We start from the raw sequence: 24,113 nt of genomic DNA, 5'->3' as shown, positions 1-24,113 counted from the left end.
GGTGGGGTGGGGTGGGTGTGGACGTGTGTACGGGTGGTGGTGCGTGCCTACTGGTTGCCGCAGGCGGAGGTGGTCACGGGCCCGTCCAGCCAGGGCAGGTCGTGGCCCATCCGGTCCCGCTTGGTGCGCAGGTACCGCAGATTGTGCTCGCCGGCCTCCACCGGCATCGACTCCCGGCTGGTGACCGTGATGCCGTGCCGGACGAGGGCTTCGGACTTCTCGGGGTTGTTGGTCATCAGCCGGACGTCGTGCACGCCGAGGTCGGCGAGGATCTGGGCGCCGGCGCCGTAGTCGCGGGCGTCGGCGGGCAGGCCGAGCTCCAGGTTGGCGTCGAGGGTGTCGCGGCCGCGCTCCTGGAGCTCGTACGCGCGCAGCTTGGACAGGAGTCCGATGCCGCGGCCCTCGTGGCCGCGCAGGTAGACGACGATGCCGCGGCCCTCGGTCTTGATGCGTTCCATGGAGGCGTGCAGCTGGGGACCGCAGTCGCAGCGCTGGGAGGCGAAGATGTCGCCGGTCAGGCACTCGGAGTGCATGCGGACCAGCATGTCGGTGCCGTCGCCGATCTCGCCGTGGACGAGGGCGACGTGCTCGACCCCGTCGACGGTGGAGCGGTAGCCGTACGCGGTGAACTCGCCGAAGGCGGTCGGCAGGCTGACCTCGGCCTCGCGGCGCACGGTGGGCTCGGCGGAGCGGCGGTAGGCGATCAGGTCCTCGATGGAGATGATCGTCAGGCCGTGCTTGCGGGCGAAGGGGATCAGCTCGGGCAGGCGCAGCATGACGCCGTCCTCGCCGGCGATCTCCACGATGGCGCCGGCCGGGCGCAGGCCCGCGAGGCGGGCGAGGTCCACGGCGGCCTCGGTGTGGCCGTTGCGGACCAGGACGCCGCCGGGCTTGGCGCGCAGCGGGAAGATGTGGCCGGGGCGGACGAAGTCACCGGGCTCGGAGACCCCGTCGGCGAGCAGGCGCAGGGTGGTGGCCCGGTCAGCGGCCGAGATGCCGGTGGAGACGCCGTGGGCGGCGCTCGCGTCGACGGAGACGGTGAAGGCGGTCTTCATCGACTCGGTGTTGTGCTGGACCATCTGCGGGAGTTCGAGCCGGTCCAGCTCGGGGCCCTCCATGGGGGCGCAGATCAGGCCGCGGCACTCGCTCATCATGAAGGCGACGATCTCGGGGGTGGCCTTCTCGGCGGCGATGACGAGGTCGCCCTCGTTCTCGCGGTCCTCGTCGTCGACGACGACGACGGGGCGGCCCGCCGCGATGTCGCGGATGGCCTGCTCGACGGGGTCGAGGCGGAAGGTCTCTTCGGGGATGTCGGGCACGGGCTTGAGGGTGGTCATGCCGTTGCTCCTTCCAGGGCCTGGGCGGGGTTGGTGCGAGAACGCTGGTACCAGTCGTAGGCGCCCCACAGCACGAGGGCGAAGTACACGACGTAGACGAGGCCGGAGAAGGCCAGTCCGTTGTTGAAGGCGAGGGGGACGCCGACCAGGTCGACGAGGAGCCAGGCGAACCAGAACTCGACGAGGCCGCGGGCCTGGGCGACCATCGCGACGATGGTGCCGACGAAGATGTACGCGTCGGCCCACGGGCTCCACGACAGGTTCGGGAAGAGCGTGAAGAGGCCGCCGACGGCGAGGGTGCCCAGTGCCGCGCCGGCCAGGAGCAGTCCGCGCTCCTTCCAGGTGGCGGTGCGCACGGCGATGGAGCCGTCCTGGGCCTTCTGGCGCCCGAGCTGCCAGGCGCGCCAGCCCCACACGGCCACGCCGATGACGAGGAGCTGCTTGCCGACGCCGCCGGCGAGGTGGGCGGAGGCGTAGGCGGCGATGAGGATCAGGCCGGAGAGGAGCTGGGCGGGCCAGGTCCATATGGAGCGGCGCCAGCCGAGCGCGAGCGCGGCGAGGCCCATCAGGTTGCCGATCATGTCGGACCAGATGACCTTCTGGCCGAAGACGGTGAAGGCCTCCGCGTTGAGCCAGGTCAGGGCGCTCACCGGTCGTCTCCCGTCGCGTGGAGCGGGTTCACGCCGGCGGCCAGCAGGCGCTCGACGTACTTCGCGAGGACGTCGACCTCCAGGTTGACCGGGTCGCCGCTCTGCTTGATGCCGAGCGTGGTCAGCGCGAGCGTGGTGGGGATGAGGCTGATGGTGAACCAGTCGGCGGCGGCCTCGACCACGGTGAGGCTGACGCCGTCGACCGTGATGGAGCCCTTCTCGACGACGTAGCGGGAGAGGTTCGCGGGAAGGGCGACCTTGACGATCTCCCAGTGCTCGGAGGGGGTCCGGGAGATGATCTCGCCGGTGCCGTCCACGTGCCCCTGGACCAGGTGGCCGCCGAGCCGTCCGCCGAGGGCCATCGGGCGCTCCAGGTTGACCCGGGAGCCCTTGGTCAGGGCGCCGAGGCTGGAGCGGTTCAGGGTCTCCTGCATGACGTCGGCGGTGAACTCGCCGTCCGCGGTCTCCACGACGGTGAGGCATACGCCGTTGACCGCGATGGAGTCACCGTGCTTGGCGCCTTCGGTGACGAGGGGGCCGCGCAGCCGGAAGCGGGAGGCTTCCTCGAGCTGCTCGACAGCGGTGACCTCGCCCAGTTCTTCGACGATTCCGGTGAACACTCAGTGCTCCTTGGTGGCGGTGGTGGCGGTGGCGGTGACGGGAACTGCGGTGATGCGGAGATCGGGGCCGACGCGGACGGCCTCGGTGATGTCGAGGCGCTGCGCAGCGGAGATGTTCTTGATCCCGGCGTCGGCGAGGGCCGCGGGGCCGGCGCCGAGCAGGGCCGGGGCGATGTAGCCGACGACGCGGTCGACGGCGCCGCCTTCGAGGAAGGCGCCGGCCAGCGTGGGCCCGCCTTCCAGCAGGACGGAGCGCACGCCGCGCCGGAACAGGTGGGTGAGGAGGTCGTGGATGCCGATGCGGCCGTCGTGCAGGGGCAGCCGGAGCAGTTCGACGCCGGGCAGGTGCCGGGTGTCGGCGTCCTCGCCGACGACGAGCAGGGTGGGCGCGGCGTCGTCGAGGATGCGGGCGGTCGGCCGGAGCGCGGCGCGGGTGTCGAGGGCGATCCGCAGGGGCTGCGTGGCGTCCTCCACGCCGCGGACGGCGAGGTGCGGATCGTCGGCGCGCAGGGTGCCGCCGCCGACGAGGACGGCGTCGCTCTCGGCGCGCAGCCGGTGGACGTCGGCCCGGGACTCGGCGGAGCTGATCCAGCGGCTGCTGCCGTCGGCGGCGGCGCTGCGGCCGTCGAGGGTGGCGGCGTACTTCCAGGTGACGTGCGGCCGGCCCAGGCGTACGGAGGTCAGCCAGGCGGCGTTGCCCGCCTCGGCCTCGTCCGCGAGGAGCCCGGCCGTGGTGTCGATCCCGGCCGCGCGCAGGGTGGTGGCACCACCGCTGGCCTGCGGGTTCGGGTCGGAGACGGCGTAGACCACGCGGGCGATCCCGGCGTCTGCGAGGGCCTGGGCGCAGGGCCCCGTACGGCCTGTGTGGTTGCAGGGTTCGAGGGTGACGTAGGCGGTGCCACCACGGGCGGCCTCGCCTGCCGCGCGCAGGGCGTGGACCTCGGCGTGCGGGCCGCCGGCCCGCACGTGCCAGCCCTCGCCGACGATCTCGCCCGCGGCGTCGGTGATGACGCAGCCGACGACCGGGTTGGGGCTGGTGGAGCCGAGTCCACGGGCCGCGAGCTCGATCGCTCGGCGCATGGCACGGGTGTCCGCGTCGGGTGCTGCGTGCGCGGCGTGTGTCGCCACCGGGTCCTCCTGCCTCATCGGGCACGGACTCCGGGGCCTGTCGGGATACGACAGATGAAGCGGTACAGCGCACAGGGGACGCCGAGGCCGGGAAAACGGTTCGACCAGGCACATCCGCAGGGATATGCCGACGAACCGCCGACGGCGGCGTACCGGTGACTGGCCCGCCGCGCACTGCCTCCCATCCGGACTTTAACCGTCGGTCCAGGAATCTCACCTGGTCAACCGGCCGCTGGCTGCGGACGGGTCGCGGACTATAACCGCCGGTTCGGAATTACACCGACCCCGGAGTGCGCTGCTACTGGTACTCCAGCCAGTCTGCCACGGGTGATCGGGCGCCATGCGGGTGATGTGGTGTGGTCTGGCTCACAAAGAGGTGACCGCCGATGCGGACTTTGTCAAGTCGGGCGGGGTTGGTCCAGACCTATTGACGGGGTGGTCTAGTCCTCTTAACGTTCCCTTCATCTTCCGGGAACGGCCCGTCAGATGTGCGCACGTCACGGGCCAACACTCTTCTGCGCCACACCTGTTGCTTCATGTTGTGTCCAGTTGTGTCCTGCATCCTCCCCTCCCCAGGAGGCACAATGCCGTCCCCCACACGTACGAGAGCGATGCTCCTGGCATCCGGCGCAGCGATCGCCGGACTCCTGGTGGGCGGGCTCTCGGCGGGCGTCTCGCACGCGGCCGACAACGAGGGCTGTCGCCCCGACGGGCTGTACAAGACCGCCGGCGTCGACGTCCCCTACTGCTCGGTCTACGACACCGAAGGCCGGGAGAAGATGGGCGCCGACCACCAGCGCCGCGTCATCGGATATTTCACCGGCTGGCGCACCGGCAAGGACGGCGCACCCGCCTACCTCGCCAACAACATCCCGTGGTCCAAGGTCACCCACCTGAACTACGCCTTCGCCCACGTCGGCGCCGACAACAAGATCTCCGTCGGATCGGACGGCGTGAACAACGCCGCCACCGGGATGACCTGGCCCGGCGTCGCCGGCGCCGAGATGGACCCGGCCCTCCCCTACAAGGGCCACTTCAACCAGCTGACGAAGTTCAAGAAGCAGTACCCGAACGTCAAGACGCTGATCTCGGTCGGCGGCTGGGCGGAGACCGGCGGCTACTTCGGTGACGACGGCAACCGGGTCGCCTCCGGCGGCTTCTACTCGATGGCCACGAACGCCGACGGCTCGGTCAACCAGGCCGGCATCGACACCTTCGCCGACTCCTCGGTCGAGTTCATCCGCAAGTACGGATTCAACGGCGTCGACATCGACTACGAGTACCCGACCACCATGAAGGACGCCGGCAACCCGCTGGACTGGCAGCTGGCCAACGCCCGCCGTGCCGGTCTCGTCCAGGGCTACGCGGCCCTCATGAAGTCCCTGCGCGAGAAGCTCGACCGCGCCGGCGCCGCCGACGGCAAGCACTACCTGCTCTCCGTCGCCGCCCCCTCCTCCGGCTACCTGCTGCGGGGCATGGAGACGTTCCAGGTCCAGAAGTACCTGGACTACGTCAACATCATGTCCTACGACCTGCACGGCGCCTGGAACGAGTACGTCGGCCCCAACGCCTCGCTCTTCGACGACGGCAAGGACGGCGAACTCGCCGCCGCCGGCGTCTACTCCACCTCCCAGTACGGCGGCATCGGCTACCTCAACACCGACTGGGCCTACCACTACTTCCGCGGCTCGATGCCGGGCGGCCGGATCAACATAGGCCTGCCGTACTACACCCGCGGCTTCAAGAACGTGCAGGGCGGCACCGACGGCCTGTGGGGCAAGGCCCCCGCGACCACCTGCCCGGCCGGCGCGGGCCTGACCAAGTGCGGCGACGGCGCGGTCGGCATCGACAACCTGTGGCACGACAAGGACACCAACGGGGCCGAGTCCCCGGCGGGCTCCAACCCGATGTGGCACGCCAAGAACCTGGAGAAGGGCGTCGTAGGCGACTACGTCACCAAGTACGGCTTCCCGGCGAACACCACGCTGACCGGCACCTACGTCCGCAAGTACGACTCCACCCTGGTGGCGCCGTGGCTGTGGAACGCGCAGAAGAAGGTCTTCCTCTCCACGGAGGACGAGCAGTCGGTGGCCGCCAAGGCCGACTACGTGATCGACAAGGGCATCGGTGGCACGATGGTCTGGGAGCTCGCGGGCGACTACGCGTACAACGCGGCCAAGGGCCAGTACGAGATGGGCGACACGCTCACCGACACGATGTACCAGAAGTTCAGGTCGGCCTCCCCCTACGGCGCGAAGAAGGCGGGCACCACCGCCCTGCCCACCCAGGCCGTGGACATCCGGACGGAGTTCACCGAGTTCAAGCTGGGCGACTCCAACTACCCGCTCACCCCGAAGCTGAAGATCACCAACAACACGAACGCCACGCTGCCCGGCGGCACCGAGTTCCAGTTCGACTACGGCACCTCGGCCCCGAACAACGCCTCCGACCAGTCCGGCTTCGGCACGACCGTGATCAGCAGCGGCCACACCGGCACCAACGTCGGCGGCCTGAAGGGCGACTTCCAACGGGTCTCCCTGAAGCTCCCGGCCTGGCAGACCCTGGCCCCCGGCGCCTCCGTCGACCTGGCCTTCAACTACTACCTGCCGGTGTCCACGCCCTCCAACTGGACCGTGAAGATCTCCGGCACCACCTACGCCCTCGCCGGCGACCTGGCCCGCGGTACGACGACGGTCCAGCCCGGCGGCGGCACCCAGCCCCCCACCACTCCCCCGACCACCCCTCCCACCACTCCGCCGACCACTCCCCCCACGACCCCGCCGACCACGCCCCCGGGCGGGACCTGCACCAACCCGGCCTACGTGGCGGGCACCGTCTACAACAGCGGCAACGTCGTCTCCCACAAGGGCCGCAACTGGAAGGCCCAGTGGTGGACGCAGAACGAAGAGCCCGGCACCACCGGTGAATGGGGTGTCTGGAAGGACCAGGGCGCCTGCTGACCCCTGCGCCCTGACCGATGGGTGAACGTGAGGACCCGGTGGCCCGGCGGCCACCGGGTCCTCGCTCGTTCCGCCCGTACCCGGCCTCGTACGCTGCACCGGTGATCACACACATCACCGCGTCCGACGCGGACTTCGAGGAAAACCGTCCCCGGATGTTCGGCATCGCCTACCGCATGCTCGGGTCCGCCGCGGAGGCCGAGGACACCGTTCAGGAGGCGTATCTGCGCTGGGCGTCCGCGGACCGCGAGGAGATCGAGCACCCCGGCGCCTGGCTCGCCAAGGTCGTCACGAACCTGTGCCTCAACACCCTCACCTCGGCGCGGGTCCGCCGCGAGGCGTACGTCGGCCCCTGGCTCCCGGAGCCCGTCCTCACCGGGGACGGCGCCCTCGGCCCGCTGGAGTCCGCGGAGCAGCGGGACAGCGTATCCATGGCCCTGCTGGTGCTGCTGGAGCAGCTCACGCCGGTGGAACGGGCCGTCTACGTCCTGCGCGAGGCCTTCGCCTACAGCCACCGGGAGATCGCCGGACTCCTGGACCTCACCGAGGCCAACTGCCGGCAGCTCTACCGGCGGGCGGCCGGCCGGGTGGCCACGGACCGGCCGGCCGCGCCGGAGCCGCGCTTCGCACCGGACCCCGAACGGTGGCAGAGCCTCGTGGAGACCTTCATGACGGCGGCGCGCGGCGGGGACCTGGCCCGGCTGGAAGGGCTGCTCACGGCCGACGTCCGGTTCGTCTCCGACGGCGGCGGCGTGGTCAACGCGGCGCTGCGGCCGATCCTGGGGCGGGAGAAGGTGGCCCGGTTCGCGATCGGGGTGCTCAAGAAGTTCGCCGGGGACCTGCCGGTCAGCGTCGCGGAGATCAACGGGGTACCGGCGCTGCTCTTCGGCGAGACGGCCGTTCTTCTGGTGGAATTCGAGAACGGGCTGGTCAGCGGGCTCAGTACGGTCCTCAACCCGGAGAAGCTGGAATTCCTCCAGCGGCAGCTGTCACATTCCTGAGGGCCGTCCGGTCTCCGCTGCCGAAGGAACCACATCGGCGAAAGGCGGACCCCATGAGCACCATCCTCGTCACCGGCGGCACCGGCACCCTCGGCGTGCTGGTCGTGGACCGGCTCCGGCACGCGGGCCACGAGGTCCGCGCGCTGAGCCGGCACGCCCCGCACTACCCGGTCGACCTGCGGGACGGCAGCGGGCTGGACGCGGCGATGGCGGGCGTGGAGGTGATCGTGCACTGCGCGAGCAACACCCGCGCCGGGGGCAAGGACGACGAAACCGCCACCCGGCACCTCGTCGACGCGGCCCGGCGGGCGGGGACCGTCACCAACCTCGTCTACATCTCGATCGTCGGGGTGGACGTGGTGCCGCTCGGCTACTACCGGACGAAGCTGAAGGTCGAGCGGCTGTTGGAGGCGTCCGGGCTGGGCCTGACCATCCTGCGCACGACGCAGTTCCACGACCTGGTGGCGCAGCTGGTGGACACGGCGGCGAAGCTGCCGCTCGTGCCGGTGCCGATGCCCGGCGGGGTGCGGGTGCAGCCGATCGCCGTAGGCGAGGTCGCGGACCGCCTGGCGGAACTGGCCGTCCCGACCCCGTCGGGCCGGGTCCCGGACATGGGCGGCCCGGAGATCCACACCCTGCCGGACCTGGCCCGCACCTACCTGGCCGCGACGGGCCGCCACCGCCGGGTGGTCCCCGTCCCCCTGGCGGGCAAGGCCTACGCGGGCTTCAAGCGCGGCGGCCACCTGACCCCGTCCCACGCGGTGGGCCACCTCACGTTCGCGCAGTTCGCGGCGGGTCGGGGGCGGTAGGGGGCGGGAGGTCGGGGGTGGGGGTCGGGAGTCGGGAGTCGGGCGGGATCAGGGAAGCGCGGCGGGGGTGTGGGTAGGCGGGAGCCGCTCGGGCGGAATCAGGGAGGCGTATGGGGGTTTCCCGTCAGTCTCATCGTCTCTCCGGTTCGGGCCGGTCCCTCAAGGGCGCTCCTCCTTCGTCGTCGCGTCGCTTCGCGATGGCCTGCGGCCACCCTTGACCGACCGTCCCGCCCCGGACATACGAAGACAGCCGGGAAACCCCCAAAGGAACGGGCCGGGGGATCAAGGATCAGGACGGGGACATCAGAGAAGCGCGAGGAGATCCCGGTGGGCGCGTCCTGGAGACGGGGCCATCCGACCGGTCGCCGGTCGGGGGAAGCGCGCCCGATCGCTACGCGCTCCTCATCTCTCAGCGTCCGACGACCGTCCGGGGCTGGACATAGCCGCCCCAGATCGCTACCCGCCTCCCCCTGACCGCGACCGACGGCCGCCAGGGGCCCACACCTCGGCCATTCCGTCGTAGAACCGGGTCAACGCGAGCATCACCCCCAAACTCACGGATAGATGGGGGCAATTGGGGCAATCTGTCGGCCTTTCTGACCGCCCACCGGCCCTGACCCGCATCCACGACGGAATAGCCGCTGTCCCAGCCCTCTTCACCCCAGCCGGCCGTCAGACGCCCCCCATGGGGAGCGCCTACGGGTCTTGGGCGGCCTATGTCCAGCCCCAGACGGTCGTCGGACGCTGAGAGATGAGGAGCGCGTAGCGATTGGATGCGCTTCCCCCGACACGGGCGCTGGTCTGTGATGGGCCCCGTCTCTCGGACGTGGCTCTTCGCGCCCGACCGGGTCGCGCTTCTCTGGCCGCCCCGTCCTCATCCTTGAACTCCCGGCCCGTTCCTTTGGGGGCTTCCCGGCAGTCTTTCGTTTCTCCGGGGCGGGACGGTCGGTCAAGGGTGGCCGCAGGCCATCGCGGAGCGACGCGACGAAGGAGCGCCCTTGAGGGACCGGCCCGACACGGAGGGACGATGGGACTGACGGGAAACCCCCATACGCTTCCCTGATTCGGGTCGAGCAGATCCCGACTACCCACACCCCCGCCGCACCATCCGGCCCCGACCGACCGGCTCCCGCCCCCCCGAAGCCCCCGCCCCGCCCTACCCCCCGAACAGCACCGCCTGCGCGGCCTCCCGCGCCGCCAGTTCGGCTCCCGCCAGGACCGCCGGGTCGCCCAGGGTCGTGGCGCGGATCTCCGTCGGGACCGGGGTCAGTTTCGCCACTCGGTGGGCGACCCGGGCGGCCAGGGCGGGGCCGCCCGCGCGGCCCAGTTCTCCCGCCAGGACCACGCAGCCCGGGTCCAGGATCGCCGCGGCCGCCGCCGCGCCCAGCGCGAGCCGTTCGGCCAGGGCTTCGAGGAAGGCCTCCCCCGCGGCTCCGGCCACGGCCTCCTCCGCCGGGCCCGCGAAGCCGTGGGCGCGCGCCAGCGCGGTCACGGCTTCGCGGCCCACCAGGGCGTGGAACCCGCCCGCGCAGTCCTCGGCCGACGGCAGGCCGGCGGTGCCCGGGACCGGGAGGAAGCCGATCTCGCCCGCGCCGCCGGAGGCGCCCCGGCGCAGCCGGCCGTCCAGGACCACGGCCGCGCCCACGCCCGCGCCGAGCCACAGCAGGACGAAGGAGTCCAGGTCGCGGGCCACGCCCAGGCGCTGCTCGGCGAGGGCGGCCAGGTTGGTCTCGTTCTCGACGACGACCGCGGCGGGCAGGCTGCGCTGCAGGGCGGTGACCAGGTCCCGGTGCCAGGCCGGGAGGCCGCTGGTGTCGCGGAGTTCGCCGGTGGCCGGGGCGACCAGGCCCGGGGCGCCTATGACGACGGTGTGCAGCTCGGCGGCGCCGGCTTCGCGTGCGGTGCGCAGCAGGGCGGCCACCGCGTCCTCGGGGGCGCCGACGGGCAGGGCGGCTTCGGCGAGGGGGCGGCCCAGGAGGTCGGTGACGACGGCGGTGACCCGGTCGGTGCGCACGTCGAGGGCGGCCAGGTGGGCACGGTCGGCGACGATCCCGTACAGCTTGGCGTTGGGGCCGCGTCGCTGTTCGCCGGATTCGCCGGCTACTTCGACGAGTCCGGCTTCGGTGAGCCGGTCGACGAGGTCGGCGACCGAGGGGCGGGAGAGGCCGGTCATGGTCTTGAGCTGGGTGGCCGTCAGCGGGCCTGATTCCTGGAGGAGTTGCAGGGCGAGGCGGTCGTTGATGGCCCGGGCCGTGCTGGGCGAGGCGGGGGACGGTGCCGGGGTGGTGGTGGGGGCAGGAGTCACGGAGCCCATCCTAGGGAGTCGGGCCCATTATCTATCAGGCAGGGTCCCTGATAGTTTAATCGTCATGACCGGGGACACCGACCTCAGCCCGGCGCGCCTGCGCCATGCCCGCTACGCCATCGCCGCCGTCTTCTGCACCCACGGTGCCGTCACCGGCTCCTTCGCCACACGGATCCCCTGGATCCAGGAGCACGCCCAGCTCAGCGCGGGCACCCTGGGCCTGGCCCTGGCCGCCCCCGCCGTGGGCGCCGCCCTCGCGATGCCGCTGGCGGGCCGGATCAACCACTGGCTCGGAGCACGCGCGGCACTGCGGGCCCTGCTCTCGCTCTGGACCCTCTCGCTGATCCTGCCGAGCGTCGCCCCGAACCTGCCCACCCTCTGCTTCGCGCTCTTCGTCTACGGGGCCACCGCCGGCATGTCGGACGTGGCGATGAACGCGCTGGGCGTGGAGACGGAGAACCGGCTGGGCCGCTCGATCATGTCCTCGCTGCACGGCATGTGGAGCGTAGGTGCGCTGCTCGGCTCGGCCGCGGGTACCGTCGCCGCGCACGCCGGGGCGGACGCCCGGCTGCACCACCTGGTCGCCGCGCTGGTCCTGACGGCGGTCGGGCTGTTCGCCGTACAGGGCGTGCTGGACCTGAGGGCCGACCAGGGGGCGCAGGCGCCGCCGCACTTCGCGCTGCCGCCGAAGTCGGCGCTGCTGATCGGGGCCGTCGGGTTCTGCGCGGTCTTCGCCGAGGGCGCGAGCCTGGACTGGTCGGCGGTCTACCTGCGGGACGTCCTGCACACGGACGCGGGTCTGGCGGCGGCCTCCACCACCGCCTTCGCGCTCACCATGGCCCTGGCCCGGCTGGTCGGGGACCGGGTGGTGGACCGGTTCGGGGCGGTGCGCACGGTACGGGCGGGCGGAGTGGTGGCCACCGCGGGCGGTCTGCTGGTGGTCGGGGTCCGCCATCCGGCGGGCGCGCTGGCCGGGTTCGGGCTGATCGGGCTCGGGATCGCGGTGGTGGTGCCGCTGGCCTTCGCGGCGGCGGGGCGCAGCGGGCCGGCCCCGGCGCAGGCCATCGCGGGTGTCGCGACGATCACGTACACCTCGGGGCTGATCGCCCCGTCGGCGATCGGCGCGGTGGCGGACGCGACCTCGCTGGTGGTGTCCTTCGGGCTGGTCACCCTGCTGGCGTTCGCGCTGATCGCGGGTGCCGCGGTACTGCGCCAGGGGCCGCCGGTGGGGCAGGCTGGGGGCGATCTCGGTGGGGGGACGGCGAAGTCCGGCCCCACCGGCCTCGACGAACCTGCCCAAACCCGGCCGTAACATGTCGACCGGCCGCAGCGGCACGTACCCGTGCGCTGCGGCCTCGATGTGTGAGCAGCAGCCGGAGAAACGGAGTGGAACATGGGCCTCGGTGTGGGCTGGACCCTGCACGGAGACGGGCGGACCCCCGCCCCCGGGGCGGTGGTCCGGCCGGAGGAGCGTCTGTCGTGGCCGCGGACCGCCGGGCTGGGCGCGCAGCACGTCGTGGCGATGTTCGGCGCGAGTTTCGTCGCTCCGGTCCTGATGGGCCTGGATCCGAACCTGGCCATCATGATGTCCGGTGTCGCGACGGTGATCTTCCTCCTCGCGACGCGCGGCCGGGTCCCGTCGTACCTGGGCTGCTCGCTGTCCTTCGTCGGTGTCGCGGCGGCCATCCGGGCCGCGGGCGGGGACAGTGCGGTGGTCACGGGCGCCGTCTTCGTCGTGGGCGTGGCGCTGTTCCTGGCAGGACTGGTGGTCCAGCGGTTCGGCGCCCGTGTGATCCACACGGCGATGCCGCCCATCGTGACGGGCGCGGTGGTGATGCTGATCGGCTTCAACCTGGCGCCGGTGACGGCGAGCACGTACTGGCCGCAGGACCAGTGGACGGCGCTGCTGACGATGCTGTTCACGGGGGCGGCCGTGGTCTGTCTGCGCGGTTTCTGGTCGCGCATCGCGATCTTCCTCGGTCTGCTCTTCGGGTACGGGATCTCCTGGCTCTCCGACCTGCTCTTCGGGAAGATCCACACCACGCTGGGCGGGGAGGCGGCCGTCGACCACTGGCGGCTCGACCTCTCCGCGGTGGCCAAGGCCGACTGGATCGGGTTTCCGTCCTTCCACGCACCCGCGTTCGAGTGGTCGGCGATCCTGATCGCCCTGCCGGTGGTGATCGCGCTGATCGCCGAGAACGCCGGCCACATCAAGGCCGTGGGCGAGATGACCGGCGATCCGCTCGACGACAAGCTGGGCACGGCGATCGCGGCGGACGGCGCCGCGTCCATGCTGTCCACGGCGGTGGGCGGCCCGCCGAACACCACCTACTCCGAGAACATCGGGGTCATGGCGGCCACCCGGGTCTACTCCACGGCGGCCTACTGGGCGGCCGCGGGCTTCGCGCTGCTCTTCGGGCTGTGCCCCAAGTTCGGTGCGATCGTCGCCGCGATCCCGGGCGGGGTGCTCGGCGGCATCACGGTCATCCTCTACGGGATGATCGGCCTGCTCGGCGCGCAGATCTGGATCAACGGCGGGGTGGACCTGCGCAATCCGCTGAACCTGGTGCCGGCCGCGGCGGGCATCATCATCGGCATCGGCGGCGTGAAGCTACAGATCACCGACACCTTCGAGCTGGGCGGCATCGCGCTGGGCACGATCGTGGTGATCACCGGCTACCACGCACTGCGGTACCTCGCCCCGGCGCACCTCAAGCAGGAGCCCCTGCTCGACGCGGGCACCTCCGCCTACGACGAGGGCCCCGGGGACGGCCAGGACAAGCCCCGTTGACGGGGTTTCGCCCGAACCGGGGAAGCGTACGGCCAAGTTCCCCGGATCCGCGTCGGCGCCTGCGACTCTGCCCCCATGGAAGCGGTGCTGGCGCGGATGCGCGCCCTGGAGGAGCGGCTCCCGCCGCAGGACGGTGTCGCCGTCTTCAACCGGGTCTACCTGACGGTGACGGAGACCCTGCACCGGCGGATCGAGCACGGCGCCTTCCCGGTGCCCCGCCGGGCGGAGACGCTCAGCGTGCGGTTCGCGGAGCGGTACCTGACGGCGGTGGAGGCGGAGCGGGCCCCGGCCTGCTGGCGTCCGCTGCTGCAGTACCGCCGCCACCCCGGGATCCGCCCGCTGCAGCACGCGCTGGCCGGGATCAACGCGCACATCGGCCATGACCTGGCGCTGGCGGTGGTGGCCACGTGCGGTGAACTGGACTGTGAACCGCGGGCCCTGGAGGCGGACTTCGACCGGGTCGGCGACACACTGGTCTCCCTGGAGGAGCACATCCGGGAGGACCTGATGCCGGGCCCGGACCTGTTGGAGATCGCCGACCCGCTGACCCACCTGGTCGGCTCGTGGAGCCTGGAGCGTGCCCGCGCCGGGGCCTGGTCGGCGGCCCGGCTGCTGTGGACGCTGCGCCGGGCGCCGGAACTGGCCGAGGAGTTCACGGACTCCCTCGACGCGGGCGTGGGCCTGGTCGGCCGCTGCCTGCTGACCCCGCGGGGCTGAGACACCCGCCGCCCCCGGGTCGTCGCGGGCCGCCGGATAGGTTCGCCGTATGACGACGCTTCTCCTCGACGGCGGCCCGGTCGCCCCGGACGCCCTGGTCAGCCGGACCGGCGGGGTGCCGACGGCGCCCGCCGGGACCGTGTGGCCGGTGTGCCGCGTGTGTGCGGGACCGCTGCAGTTCCTCGCCCAGATCGTGCTCGGCGACGGGACTCCTGCGGGGCCCGGCGTGCTGAGCCTGTTCATGTGCGCCCACCGGCCGGGGCGGTGCGAGCAGTGGAGCCCGGCCGCCGGCGGCAACCTGGCCTTGCTGCTGCCCGCCGGGGGCCTGGTGTCCGTACCGGCGCCCGACGCGGACGAGGACGTCCTCGGGCTGGGCGCCGTCCGCGCGGCCGTTCCCGTCCCGGCGTCGCCGGACGGCACCGCGCCGGACGGGCGGGCGGTCCTCGGCTCGCTCGGCGGCGAACCGGACTGGCTCCAGGACGACGAGACGCCCGGCTGCCCCGGCTGCGCGCGGCCGATGGACTTCGTGGCGGGCCTGCGGGAGGGGCCGGAGCCCACCACCGCCATGAACTTCGGCTCGGGACGGGCCTACGTCCACGTGTGCGCCCCCTGCGGGCGGGCCGCGCTGCTCTGGCAGTGCTGACCGGATCCCGGACATGAGAACGGGCCGTCCCCGCGCTGCTCACGCGGGGACGGCCCGTGGCCTGGGGACCCGGAGGATCAGTCCTCGGGGAGTTCGACCGGGGCGATGTCGTCGTAGACGTCGCCCGGGCCCGGGTTGGTGGAGTCCGTGGAGCCGCCCAGGTGGTGCATGACGCCCCAGACGGCGTTGAGGGCGGTCTGGACCGCGCCCTCGGCCCAGCCGGCCGTCCAGGAGATGTCGTCGCCCGCGAGGAAGATGCCGCGCTTGTCCTCGGGGAGGCGGTCCTGCATGAAGTGGGTGAACAGGCGGCGCTGGTAGCGGTAGTGGCCCGGGAGGTTGGCCTTGAACGCGCCCATGAAGTAGGGCTCGTCCTCCCAGGAGACGGTGACCGGGTTGCCGATGATGTGACGGCGGATGTCGACCTTGGGGTAGATCTCGCCGAGGGACTTCAGCATGACCTCCATCCGCTCGTTCGCGGACAGCGGCAGCCACTTGAGGCTGTCGTCGCACCAGGTGTACGAGAGGCAGATGACGGCGGGCTTGTCCGGGCCGTTGTCCAGCAGGTACGTGCCGCGGGTCATCCGGTCGGTCAGCGTCATCGACATGACGTCGCGGCCGGTCTCCTCGTCCTTGTCCAGCCAGAACGGCCGGTCGACGGGGACGAACAGCTTGGACGACTCCATGTAGTGGGTGCGCTCGATCGCCGTCCAGTGGTCGATCGGGAACAGCGTGTCGTCGCACTCGATCTTCGACAGGAGCATCCAGGACTGGGCCGTGAAGATCGCGGCGCGGTACGTGCGGATGTCGCCGGAGGAGTCGGTGACCGTGATGCGGTTGCCGGCCGTGCGGTGCAGGCGGGTGACCGCCGGGCGCGGGGTGCCGCCGTGCAGGGAGGACAGCGAGGTGCCCTGGGCCCAGTGCACGATCTTCTCCGGCTCGCGCTCCCACAGGCGCAGCGGCAGCTGCTGCGAGCCGCCCACGATGCCGCGGTGGTGGTCGTCGGCCTCGGTGTAGACGACGCGCAGGATCTCCAGGATGGAGTTCGGGAAGTCGGTGTCCCAGCCGCCCGTGCCGAAGCCGACCTGGCCGAAGATCTCGCGCTTGCGGAAGGACTTGAAGGCCTCCGACTTGCAGAGGAAGCCGTAGAAGGTCTCGTCGTCGAGCTTCTCGACGAGCTTGGCCCAGATCTCGCGGATGCGCGGGACGTCCCGCTCGCGCATCGCGGTGTTCATGTCGGAGAAGTCGGCGCCCTCGTCGAGGCAGGCGTTCCAGGCGGCGGACACGTCGCGGTAGATCTGCGGGAGGTCCGCGATCGTCTCGGCGTAGTGCGTCTCGCCCTTGAGGTCGACGACCGTGGAGGGGGTGGACTCGGCGAGCGGGTTCGGGAAGGGCTCCGTGACCAGGCCGACGAGGTCGATGTAGTGCTGCAGGGCCGTGGAGGACGGCGGGAAGCGCATGGCGCCCATCTCCGCGGTGAGGCCCTCGGTCTCGGCGCCCTCGAAGCCGACGGTGCGCAGGCGGCCGCCGATCTGGTCGGCCTCGTAGACGACGGGCTTGAGGCCCATCTTCATCAGCTCGTACGCGGAGATGATGCCGGACAGCCCGCCGCCGATGACGGCGACCTCGGTGCCGAGTTCGGTCGCCGGTATCTGGCCGAGGCCCGCCGGGTGGGCGAGGAAGTCGTCGTACGCGTACGGGAAGTCCGGACCGAACATGGTGATCGGCGGCTGTCCGTCGCTGTGCGGGACGGCGGTGGTGGGCACCGTGGACGTCATGGGGGTACGTCTCCTTGCGGCAGGGCGGCAGGGCTGGGGGAAGAAAAAGGGACTCAGACGAGGGAGGCGTAGAGCCCGGGTCGGCGGTCGCGCAGGTACGGGTTGTTCTCGCGCGAGGCCGACAGCAGCTCGGGGTCGGCCTCGCCGAACACCAGCTCCTCGCCGCGGCCGGCCCGGGTCCGGGTGACCCCGTCGGGGCTCGCCAGGCAGCTGAGTCCGACGAACTCGAACTCGCCTTCCGGGCCGGTGCGGTTGACGTACGCGATGTACATCTGGTTCTCGAAGGCCCTTACGGGGACGAGCTGTTCGGCGACGAACTGGAACGGGTGCATCTGCGCGGTCGGCACCAGGAGGAGGTCGGTGCCGGCGAGCGCGTGCGCCCGGACGTTCTCGGGGAACTCCACGTCGTAGCAGATCATGATGCCGATGCGGAGGCCGTTCAGGTCCGCCTGGACGACGGGGGTGTCGCCGGGGGTGAAGGCGTCCTGTTCGAAGCAGCCGAAGAGGTGGGTCTTGCGGTAGTTCGCCAGCGCCGTGCCGTCGGGGCCGATGAGCTGGGCGGCGTTGTAGACGACGCCGTCCGCGCCCTCCGGGTAGCCGTACAGGACGGCGATCCCGTGGCGGCGGGCGATCTCGCCGATGGCCTGGGCACTGGCGCCGTCGGCCGCTTCGGCGAGGCCGGGGATGTCCTGGAGGTCCAGCGCGTAGCCGGTCAGGAACATCTCCGAGGTCACGAGGAGCCCGGCCCCGCTCTGTGCGGCGCGCGCCGCTGCCTCGTCGAGCGCCTTGAGGTTCTCGGCGGTGTCGCCGAGAACGCCGGAGCTCTGGAGGAGGGCGGTGCGCAGCGGGGGCATGGGCTACCTCTGTGACAGGCGGGGAGGGGGTCATAAAACGGTACGTTCGCGCGTTCGATCCGGACAAGCCGTGAGCGTTGCGCTCCGCGCATCGATTCGTTGCGTGTTCCCCGACCGACGCGGCGATTCGTTGCGCGGGCGCCCCAAGCCACCTCCAGGCCCCCTGGTGGATCTCGTACGGCCCCTGCTGCGCCCCCGCTGCTAGGAGTCGGTGCGGAAGGCCGGGTGGGCGGCCAGGAAGCGCAGGTCGTCGAGGATGTCGGGGGTGTGGCCGGAGACGACGCGGCCGCTCCAGGTGTCGACGAGGGCCGGGACGGTCAGGGCTCCGTCGAAGTGGTGGCCGGTGGCCTCGTAGGCCAGGCGCAGTGCGGTGTGCTCGGCCGCCCGGGGGTCCGTGCCGAGGACGGTGGCGGTGATCGAGTGGGTCAGGCCCAGCGCGGCGAGGGCGGCGGTGACCTGCTGCGAAGGGAGACAGCCGGCGCGGAGGTAGAGGTGGTAGCGGTGCGGGACGGGGGAGAAACCGGCTCCGATGCGGCCGCGCGGGGCGGGCGCCGGGCCGGTGCGGGGCAGCGGGGTGCGGGGCAGGACGGTGTGCGACATGACTCTCCTGGGGTGGAGGACAACACGGCTGGGCGCCGGGCGGCGCGGTGCGCGCGCCCGGTCCGGGTCACTCGTCTCTGAGAGGGGTCAGCCGCGCGGGCCGAAAGCGCTGCACACCCGCAGGAGGTCGATGTGCAGGCGCCGGGTGAGCCACCAGCGCCGGAGGGTCCGGGATCGCGTGTCGGTGTCCGTGTGCGTATCCGCTGTCCGGACCGTGTCCACCGCCGCCACCCCCGTCCTGTTCTCGGCCGCCCCCGTCCGGTGCTGGTTAGGCTTCCGGTGGCGGGCGCTGTCCGTCATGGCCGTCCCCCGCAGTCTCGTGGCGGCGCCCGGGGCCGTCAAGAAGGCGGTCACGACCCGGACGCCGTCACCCATGGAAGGAGTCCCGCACCCATGTCCCCCGAGAGCGGCACGCTGTGCGGCAGTGAAGTACTCGACAATCCGGTCTGGGCCGCGCTGACCGGGCCGCACCGCGGATTCGCCGAGTTCGCGCCGGCGGGTCTGGCGGCCCGCTACACGCTGGACACGTCCCCGTTCTCGGCGCTCGCCGATCCGCAGGACCCGCGGGCGTGGGCGGATCTGGCCGCGCTGGCCGGGCCCGGGGAGGAGGTCTGGGTGACCGGGCTGCTGACCCCGCCGCCGGGGTGGCAGACGCTGGTGACGGTGCCGGGTGTGCAGCTGGACGGGCAGGGGGTACAGGCCGGGGCGGCGCCGGAGGCGGTGGCGCTGGGGCTCGGGGACGTACCGGAGATGCTGGAGCTGGTGGGGCTGACCAAGCCGGGCCCGTTCCTGGACCGGACGGTCGAGCTGGGCACGTACCTCGGGATCCGTCACGAGGGCCGGCTGGTCGCGATGGCCGGCGAGCGGATGCGGCCGGAGGGCTGGTCGGAGATCAGCGCGGTGTGCACCCACCCGGACCACCGGGGCCGGGGCCTGGCGGCCCGGCTGATACGCGCGGTCGCGGCGGAGGTCCGTGAGCGCGGGGAGCGCCCGTTCCTGCACGCGGCGGCGGCGAACACCGGGGCCGTGCGGCTCTACGAGTCGATGGGCTTCACCCTGCGCCGCAGCCCCCTGTTCCTGGGGCTGCGTACTCCGGAGGCCTAGGCGGGGGCGCCCGAGGTGAAGCGGCGCAGGAGCGGGGAGAGGACGAGGACCGACTTGGTGCGTTCCACGAACGGCTCGCCCGCGATGCGTTCCAGGACGCGCTCGAAGTGGCGCATGTCGGAGGCGAAGATCTGGACGAGGGCGTCCGCGTCGCCGGTGACGGTCGACGCGGACACCACCTCGGGGTATCTCTCCAGTCCTCGCCGGATGTCGTCCGGCGAGGTGTTGTGCCGACAGTAGATCTCGATGAAGCCCTCGGTCTCCCAGCCCATGGCGGCCGGGTCCACGCGGACGGTGAAGCCGGTGATGGCGCCTTCGGCGCGCAGCCGGTCCACGCGCCGCTTGACGGCGGGCGCGGAGAGCCCGACCTCGGAGCCGATGTCCGCGTAGGAGCGGCGGGCGTCCTCGGCGAGGGCGTGCACGATGCGTTCGTCGAGATCGTTCAGTCGCACGGGGGGTGAATCACTTCTGTTCAGCGGCCTCCGCGGCCGGGGCGGCCGGGGCGGCCACAGTGGCCAGGCTGGAACGGCGCATGCCGTAGAAGAAGTAGATCACGAGCCCGACGGCCATCCAGCCACCGAAGTACAGCCAGGTGATTCCGGGCAGCTCCACCATCAGGTAGGCGCAGAGGAGGAAGCCCAGGATCGGGGTGACGGGGAAGAGCGCGACCTTGAAGGTGCGGTTCATCTCCGGGCGGGTCTTGCGCAGGATGACGACGGCCACGTTGACCAGGCCGAAGGCGAAGAGCGTGCCGATGCTGGTGGCGTTCGCCAGTTCACCCAGGGGGATGAAGGCGGCGAGCAGTCCGCAGAAGAGGCAGACGATGATCGTGTTGACGCGGGGGGTGCCGGTCTTCGGGTCGACCTTGGCGAAGGCCTTGGGCATCAGGCCGTCGCGGGACATGGCGAAGAGGATGCGGGTCTGACCGTAGAGGACGGCGAAGACGACGCTGGCGATGGCGACGACGGCGCCCGCGGCGAGGATGACGCTCCAGAAGGAGTGTCCGGTGACGTTCTCCATGATCTGGGCCAGGGCGGCCTCGCTGCCCTCGAACTCCTGCCACGGCATGGCGCCGACGGCGACCAGGGCGACGAGGCAGTAGATCGCGGTGACGATGGCGAGCGACAGCATGATCGCGCGCGGCAGGTCCTTCTTCGGGTTCTTTGCTTCCTCACCGGCGGTGGAGGCGGCGTCGAAGCCGATGTACGAGAAGAACAGCATGGAGGCGGCGGTGCTGATCGCGGTGACGCCGAGCGGGGCCAGCGGGGTGTAGTTGCCGGCCTTGATGCCCATGAAACCGATGACGCAGAAGAGCACCAGCGTCACGATCTTGACGCCGACCATGATCGAGTTGATCCGGGCGCTCTCCTTGGCGCCGCGGAGCAGGAAGACCATGCAGAGCAGGACCACGACCAGGGCGGGCATGTTGATGTAGCCGCCCTCGCCCAGCGGGGCGGAGAAGCCCTCGGGGATGGTGAAGCCGAGGGTGCCGTCGAGCAGCTCGTTGAGGTACTGGCCCCAGCCGACGGCGACGGCCGCGACGGAGACGCCGTACTCCAGGACGAGGCACCAGCCGCAGACCCAGGCTATGAGCTCACCCATGGTGGCGTAGGCGTAGGAGTACGAGGAGCCCGAGACGGGGATCGAGCCCGCGAGCTCGGCGTAGGAGAGCGCCGAGAAGAGCGCGGTCAGGCCCGCGACGATGAAGGCGATGAAGACGGCCGGGCCGGCGATCGGGGTGGCCTCGCCCAGGACGACGAAGATGCCGGTGCCCAGGGTCGCGCCGATGCTGATCATGGTCAGCTGCCACATGGTGAGCGACCGCTTGAGCGCGCCGCCCTCACCCTGGCCGCCCTCGGAGACCAACTGCTCCACCGGCTTGCGGCGGAGCAGCGGGTTGGCGGGCCTGCGGGCCTCGGAAGCGAGCGGTGGCGCCTGGCCGTGGTCGAGCACGAGGGGACTCCTTGTCACTGCGGATCGGGGAGGTCAGGGGAGGCGTCGACCGCGACGATCCGGAGCAGGGCAGGGCCCGTCGAAAGAAGGGTCTGCTCATGGGGGACCGCCGAGCAGGCGATCCGCGCCACTCCACGTACAGCGAGTGAGCCTACGAGCTGAGTGATACCGCCCGTAATGGACCATCCTTGCACATTGACGCACGATCGTTGCGCGGATCCGTCACTGACAGTCGTTTGTTGCGTAGGGATGATCGATCGCTGCGCAGATCGCCGCGGACCCCTTTTCTTGACACTTCGTCAGATCTGCCGCAGCGTGCCGCCATGAACCCGCCCGGAAGCACGTACGGGACACGTACGGGGCCGCCCTGGCCGACCTGACGGCATTGGTCCGCTCCGCGGCGGTGGAACCGGGCCCGGGCGGGGTACGGGTGAACGCGGTGGCACCGGGGGTGGTGCGGACCCCGCGGGCCGCCGCCCCGCCGGGCACCGGGGGTGGCGAAGCACCACGGAGAACGCCCCGCCGGGCCGGGGCAGGCGCTCGTGGCAGGCGGTGGGTCGGCCTGAATTTCCCGTATCCGACGATCGGAGGCGACCAGTGATACCAGCGGGACCAGGTGGACCGGCCGGGCCGGCAGGACCAGGCCTGCCGATCGGGCCGTCGGCCCCGGCGTGGCCGTCCGGGCTGCAGCGCCACCCCGACGAGCCGGAGCCCTGGCAGGACGCGCTGCCCTTCCTGCGCGGGGTCGCCTGGCTGGACCGGGGGCGGCCCGTCCGCGCCGATCCGGCCGACACCATGCGGCTGCCCTGGGACACCGGCGAGCGCTCCACCCTGCCCATCGGCGTCCGGCTGGAGTTCACCACCGAGACCGCGCGGGCGGTGGAGGTCCGCTACCGGGCGACCGTGCCCGGCCCCACCGACGCGCTGCGCGACCTCGCGCACGGCTTCGCGCTGTGGGACCGGCACGGGGTGGTGAACGAGGTGTTCACCGACCCGGCCGCGGAGGCCGTCGTACGGATCGGCCTGGGCGGCGGCACCGGCCCCTTCACCATCCACCCGCCCGAGACCCAGTCCCCGCTGATCCTCGGCCTGCGCGGGATCGGCGGGCCGCTCAGCCCGGCACCGCCCGCCCCGCGCTGGGTGGTGCACGGCGACTCCATCACCGAGGGCTGGTGGTCCACCCGCCCCGCGCACGGCTGGCCCGCCGTCACCGGCCGGGCGCTCGGCTGGGACACCGTCAACCTCGGCTACGCGGGCGCCGCGCGCGGTGAGCTGACCACCGCCGAGCAGCTCGCGGGCCTGCCCGCCGACGTCCTGACGCTCGCCTTCGGCACCAACTGCTGGTCCCGGGTGCCCTTTTCGGCTCCCCTGCTGTACGAGACCACGCGGGCGTTCCTCGAACTGGTCCGCCAGGGGCACCCGCGGACCCCGATCCTGCTGGTCTCCCCCGTCCTGCGGCCCGACGCCGAGCGCACCCCGAACAAGCTCGGCGCCACCCTCGGCGCCCTGCGTGACGCGATGGAGCGCGCCGCCCGGGACCGGATCGCCGCGGGGGACGACCGGCTCGCCGTGCTCCCGGGCCGTGACCTGCTCGGTCCCGAACACCTGGCGGACGGGCTGCACCCCAACGACAGCGGACACCAGGTGCTCGGCCTCGCTGTGGCCACGGCTCTGCGGCGCGCCGGGTTCGGCACGGGGTGAGTGAAACAGCCCACACCGGCCGAGGTGAACAGATCTCCCCCACCGCGGCGTGTCCTGGGCAGAGTTGACGCCATCACGGTGGCGGACACGAAGGACACCACAAGTGGGAGAGATCAAGATGGGCATCAAGCGCGGAACCACCCTGGCCGCGGCCGCGATCGTCGTCGTCCTCGCGGCGACGGCCTGCGGCCCCACGGACGACAAGGCCGCGGACACGACCAAGCCGGTCGGGGCCGCCGCCGCCCAGGACAACGGGAAGGCCCCGGCCGCCGCCGACGGCGCCTACGGCTCCGACGGCGCTGCGGGCGCCGCGGGCGCCTCGGGCGCCAAGCCGGCCGGGCAGCTGGCGGTCGCCCCCAACGACCAGCTCGGCTCGGTCCTCACCGACAGCGCCGGGATGACCCTCTACCGCTTCGACAAGGACACGGCCAAGCCGCCGAAGTCGAACTGCGACGGCGACTGCGAGAAGACCTGGCCGGTGGTCGCCGCGGGCGATGCCACCGCCGCCGCCGGCATGGACCCGGCACTGCTGGGCGAGGTGGTGCGCACCGACGGCAGCAAGCAGCTGACGGTCGCCGGCTGGCCCGCGTACCGCTACAGCAAGGACGCCAAGGCGGGCGACGTCAACGGCCAGGGCGTCGGCGGGGTGTGGTTCGCGCTCGCGGCGGACGGCAAGAAGGCCGCGAAGGGGGCGGCGACCGAAGGGGCGCCGCCGGCCGCGGGCGGCGCCGCCGAGGCCGACGGGAAGCTGTCGGTGGCCAAGGACCCCAAGCTGGGCGACCACATCGTCGATGGCAAGGGCATGACCGTCTACCGGTTCAAGCCGGACACCCAGTGGCCGATGACCTCCAAGTGCGTGGGCGACTGCCTGACCAAGTGGCCGGTCGTCGCGCCGCTGGAGAAGGCCAAGGACAAGGGGATCGCCGAGAAGAACTACTCGGTGCTCAACCGCCCGGACGGCATGAAGCAGCAGAGCGTCGACTGCTGGCCCATCTACACCTTCACCGGTGACAAGAAGCCCGGCGACGTCAACGGCCAGGGCGTGGGCGGCACCTGGTACGCCGTGTCCCCCGACGGCAAGCTCATCACCGTCCAGTAGGACCTGCCCCTCCCTCCCCCCACCCCGTTCGCGCGGCCCTCGCCCTCATCCCCCCTGGGCGGGGGC

At 71.9% G+C, this 24,113-nt stretch carries 20 protein-coding genes, 1 pseudogene and 1 riboswitch; of the genes and pseudogenes, 11 read left to right on the top strand and 10 right to left on the bottom strand.

Translation table 11 applies throughout. From position 1 onward, the window contains the following. Positions 1-47 precede the first annotated feature (47 nt). From KO717_RS29840 to ribD, 4 genes are read right to left on the bottom strand one after another with little or no spacing between them, the layout of a single operon-like run. Positions 48-1,337 (bottom strand): bifunctional 3,4-dihydroxy-2-butanone-4-phosphate synthase/GTP cyclohydrolase II, encoded by a 1,290-nt coding sequence (locus KO717_RS29840; RefSeq protein WP_301372451.1) that lies wholly within the window; start codon positions 1,335-1,337, stop codon positions 48-50. Next, positions 1,334-1,987, bottom strand: a complete 654-nt coding sequence (locus KO717_RS29835) for a nicotinamide mononucleotide transporter family protein (protein ID WP_301372450.1) — start codon at positions 1,985-1,987, stop codon at positions 1,334-1,336. Before KO717_RS29835 ends, KO717_RS29840 begins: the two co-directional genes overlap by 4 nt. Continuing rightward, entirely contained in the window at positions 1,984-2,607 is a 624-nt protein-coding gene (locus KO717_RS29830) for a riboflavin synthase (protein ID WP_301372449.1), read from the bottom strand. The genes KO717_RS29835 and KO717_RS29830 overlap by 4 nt, the downstream gene beginning before the upstream one ends. Then, positions 2,608-3,753, bottom strand: a complete 1,146-nt coding sequence (ribD, locus tag KO717_RS29825) for a bifunctional diaminohydroxyphosphoribosylaminopyrimidine deaminase/5-amino-6-(5-phosphoribosylamino)uracil reductase RibD (RefSeq protein ID WP_437184594.1) — start codon at positions 3,751-3,753, stop codon at positions 2,608-2,610. Positions 3,754-3,902: 149 nt separating this feature from the next. Next, a riboswitch (FMN riboswitch) is annotated at positions 3,903-4,033 on the bottom strand. Positions 4,034-4,319: 286 nt separating this feature from the next. Here ribD and KO717_RS29820 point away from each other — a divergent pair. The 3 genes from KO717_RS29820 to KO717_RS29810 all read left to right on the top strand — a co-directional run bounded on the left by KO717_RS29820 (position 4,320) and on the right by KO717_RS29810 (position 8,505). Next, entirely contained in the window at positions 4,320-6,695 is a 2,376-nt protein-coding gene (locus KO717_RS29820) for a chitinase C-terminal domain-containing protein (RefSeq protein ID WP_301372448.1), read from the top strand. 101 nt (positions 6,696-6,796) lie between these two features. After that, positions 6,797-7,696 carry an RNA polymerase sigma-70 factor gene (locus KO717_RS29815; protein WP_301372447.1) on the top strand — a complete coding sequence of 300 codons (900 nt, stop codon included), beginning with the start codon at positions 6,797-6,799 and terminating at the stop codon, positions 7,694-7,696. A gap of 53 nt (positions 7,697-7,749) precedes the next feature. Next, a complete protein-coding gene (locus tag KO717_RS29810) occupies positions 7,750-8,505 on the top strand; it encodes an SDR family oxidoreductase (protein WP_301372446.1) in 756 nt (251 codons plus the stop codon). 1,156 nt (positions 8,506-9,661) lie between these two features. On the opposite strand, the gene KO717_RS29805 is transcribed toward KO717_RS29810, so the two are convergent. Continuing rightward, positions 9,662-10,819, bottom strand: a complete 1,158-nt coding sequence (locus KO717_RS29805) for an ROK family transcriptional regulator (RefSeq protein ID WP_301372445.1) — start codon at positions 10,817-10,819, stop codon at positions 9,662-9,664. 55 nt (positions 10,820-10,874) lie between these two features. Between KO717_RS29805 and KO717_RS29800 the strand changes: the two genes are divergently transcribed. The 4 genes from KO717_RS29800 to KO717_RS29785 all read left to right on the top strand — a co-directional run bounded on the left by KO717_RS29800 (position 10,875) and on the right by KO717_RS29785 (position 14,961). Beyond that, positions 10,875-12,122, top strand: coding sequence for an MFS transporter (locus KO717_RS29800; protein WP_301372444.1), 1,248 nt, complete (start codon positions 10,875-10,877; stop codon positions 12,120-12,122). An 81-nt stretch (positions 12,123-12,203) separates the two neighbouring features. Further along, complete coding sequence (locus tag KO717_RS29795) at positions 12,204-13,601, top strand: uracil-xanthine permease family protein (protein WP_301372443.1); 1,398 nt, start codon at positions 12,204-12,206, stop codon at positions 13,599-13,601. Positions 13,602-13,676: 75 nt separating this feature from the next. Then, entirely contained in the window at positions 13,677-14,318 is a 642-nt protein-coding gene (locus KO717_RS29790; RefSeq protein WP_301372442.1) for a DUF5995 family protein, read from the top strand. 49 nt (positions 14,319-14,367) lie between these two features. Next, on the top strand, positions 14,368-14,961 hold the full coding sequence (locus KO717_RS29785; RefSeq protein ID WP_301372441.1) for a hypothetical protein: 594 nt from the start codon (positions 14,368-14,370) through the stop codon (positions 14,959-14,961). Between the two features lie 77 nt (positions 14,962-15,038). Here KO717_RS29785 and KO717_RS29780 read toward each other — a convergent pair whose 3' ends face one another. The 3 genes from KO717_RS29780 to KO717_RS29770 form a co-directional block, all read right to left on the bottom strand. Beyond that, positions 15,039-16,736 (bottom strand): flavin monoamine oxidase family protein, encoded by a 1,698-nt coding sequence (locus tag KO717_RS29780; protein WP_301372440.1) that lies wholly within the window; start codon positions 16,734-16,736, stop codon positions 15,039-15,041. A gap of 53 nt (positions 16,737-16,789) precedes the next feature. After that, positions 16,790-17,590, bottom strand: a complete 801-nt coding sequence (locus KO717_RS29775; RefSeq protein ID WP_301372439.1) for a carbon-nitrogen hydrolase family protein — start codon at positions 17,588-17,590, stop codon at positions 16,790-16,792. A 201-nt stretch (positions 17,591-17,791) separates the two neighbouring features. Further along, on the bottom strand, positions 17,792-18,190 hold the full coding sequence (locus KO717_RS29770) for a hypothetical protein (RefSeq protein ID WP_301372437.1): 399 nt from the start codon (positions 18,188-18,190) through the stop codon (positions 17,792-17,794). Between the two features lie 393 nt (positions 18,191-18,583). Here KO717_RS29770 and KO717_RS29765 point away from each other — a divergent pair, with 393 nt between their 5' ends. Beyond that, positions 18,584-19,294, top strand: coding sequence for a GNAT family N-acetyltransferase (locus KO717_RS29765; RefSeq protein WP_301372436.1), 711 nt, complete (start codon positions 18,584-18,586; stop codon positions 19,292-19,294). Here the strand turns inward: KO717_RS29765 and KO717_RS29760 are convergent. Beyond that, positions 19,291-19,746 carry an Lrp/AsnC family transcriptional regulator gene (locus tag KO717_RS29760; protein ID WP_030027017.1) on the bottom strand — a complete coding sequence of 152 codons (456 nt, stop codon included), beginning with the start codon at positions 19,744-19,746 and terminating at the stop codon, positions 19,291-19,293. The two genes, KO717_RS29765 and KO717_RS29760, sit on opposite strands and share 4 nt — an antisense overlap. 10 nt (positions 19,747-19,756) lie before the next feature. Continuing rightward, positions 19,757-21,247, bottom strand: coding sequence for an amino acid permease (locus KO717_RS29755; RefSeq protein WP_301372434.1), 1,491 nt, complete (start codon positions 21,245-21,247; stop codon positions 19,757-19,759). A gap of 361 nt (positions 21,248-21,608) precedes the next feature. On the opposite strand from KO717_RS29755, the pseudogene KO717_RS37520 reads away from it, so the two are divergent. From KO717_RS37520 to KO717_RS29740, 3 genes and pseudogenes are all read left to right on the top strand, one after another. Continuing rightward, positions 21,609-21,848, top strand: a pseudogene (locus tag KO717_RS37520) (SDR family oxidoreductase); the annotation flags it as partial. Between the two features lie 83 nt (positions 21,849-21,931). Beyond that, a complete protein-coding gene (locus KO717_RS29745; protein ID WP_301374849.1) occupies positions 21,932-22,948 on the top strand; it encodes a GDSL-type esterase/lipase family protein in 1,017 nt (338 codons plus the stop codon). A 118-nt stretch (positions 22,949-23,066) separates the two neighbouring features. After that, a complete protein-coding gene (locus KO717_RS29740; protein ID WP_301374848.1) occupies positions 23,067-24,047 on the top strand; it encodes an SCO0930 family lipoprotein in 981 nt (326 codons plus the stop codon). Positions 24,048-24,113 lie beyond the last annotated feature (66 nt).

This window comes from Streptomyces xanthophaeus (assembly GCF_030440515.1).
Taxonomy (GTDB): domain Bacteria; phylum Actinomycetota; class Actinomycetes; order Streptomycetales; family Streptomycetaceae; genus Streptomyces; species Streptomyces kutzneri.
This window is presented reverse-complemented; position numbering and strand designations above follow the sequence as displayed.

What these genes read in the sequence shown, in the direction of transcription:
- KO717_RS29840 (WP_301372451.1), bottom strand. Translation starts at nt 1,337, where the DNA reads ATGACCACCCTCAAGCCCGTGCCCGACATCCCCGAAGAGACCTTCCGC.
- ribD (WP_437184594.1), bottom strand. Translation starts at nt 3,753, where the DNA reads ATGAGGCAGGAGGACCCGGTGGCGACACACGCCGCGCACGCAGCACCC.
- KO717_RS29820 (WP_301372448.1), top strand. Translation starts at nt 4,320, where the DNA reads ATGCCGTCCCCCACACGTACGAGAGCGATGCTCCTGGCATCCGGCGCA.
- KO717_RS29810 (WP_301372446.1), top strand. Translation starts at nt 7,750, where the DNA reads ATGAGCACCATCCTCGTCACCGGCGGCACCGGCACCCTCGGCGTGCTG.
- KO717_RS29805 (WP_301372445.1), bottom strand. Translation starts at nt 10,819, where the DNA reads ATGGGCTCCGTGACTCCTGCCCCCACCACCACCCCGGCACCGTCCCCC.
- KO717_RS29800 (WP_301372444.1), top strand. Translation starts at nt 10,875, where the DNA reads ATGACCGGGGACACCGACCTCAGCCCGGCGCGCCTGCGCCATGCCCGC.
- KO717_RS29795 (WP_301372443.1), top strand. Translation starts at nt 12,204, where the DNA reads ATGGGCCTCGGTGTGGGCTGGACCCTGCACGGAGACGGGCGGACCCCC.
- KO717_RS29790 (WP_301372442.1), top strand. Translation starts at nt 13,677, where the DNA reads ATGGAAGCGGTGCTGGCGCGGATGCGCGCCCTGGAGGAGCGGCTCCCG.
- KO717_RS29785 (WP_301372441.1), top strand. Translation starts at nt 14,368, where the DNA reads ATGACGACGCTTCTCCTCGACGGCGGCCCGGTCGCCCCGGACGCCCTG.
- KO717_RS29780 (WP_301372440.1), bottom strand. Translation starts at nt 16,736, where the DNA reads ATGACGTCCACGGTGCCCACCACCGCCGTCCCGCACAGCGACGGACAG.
- KO717_RS29775 (WP_301372439.1), bottom strand. Translation starts at nt 17,590, where the DNA reads ATGCCCCCGCTGCGCACCGCCCTCCTCCAGAGCTCCGGCGTTCTCGGC.
- KO717_RS29770 (WP_301372437.1), bottom strand. Translation starts at nt 18,190, where the DNA reads ATGTCGCACACCGTCCTGCCCCGCACCCCGCTGCCCCGCACCGGCCCG.
- KO717_RS29765 (WP_301372436.1), top strand. Translation starts at nt 18,584, where the DNA reads ATGTCCCCCGAGAGCGGCACGCTGTGCGGCAGTGAAGTACTCGACAAT.
- KO717_RS29740 (WP_301374848.1), top strand. Translation starts at nt 23,067, where the DNA reads ATGGGCATCAAGCGCGGAACCACCCTGGCCGCGGCCGCGATCGTCGTC.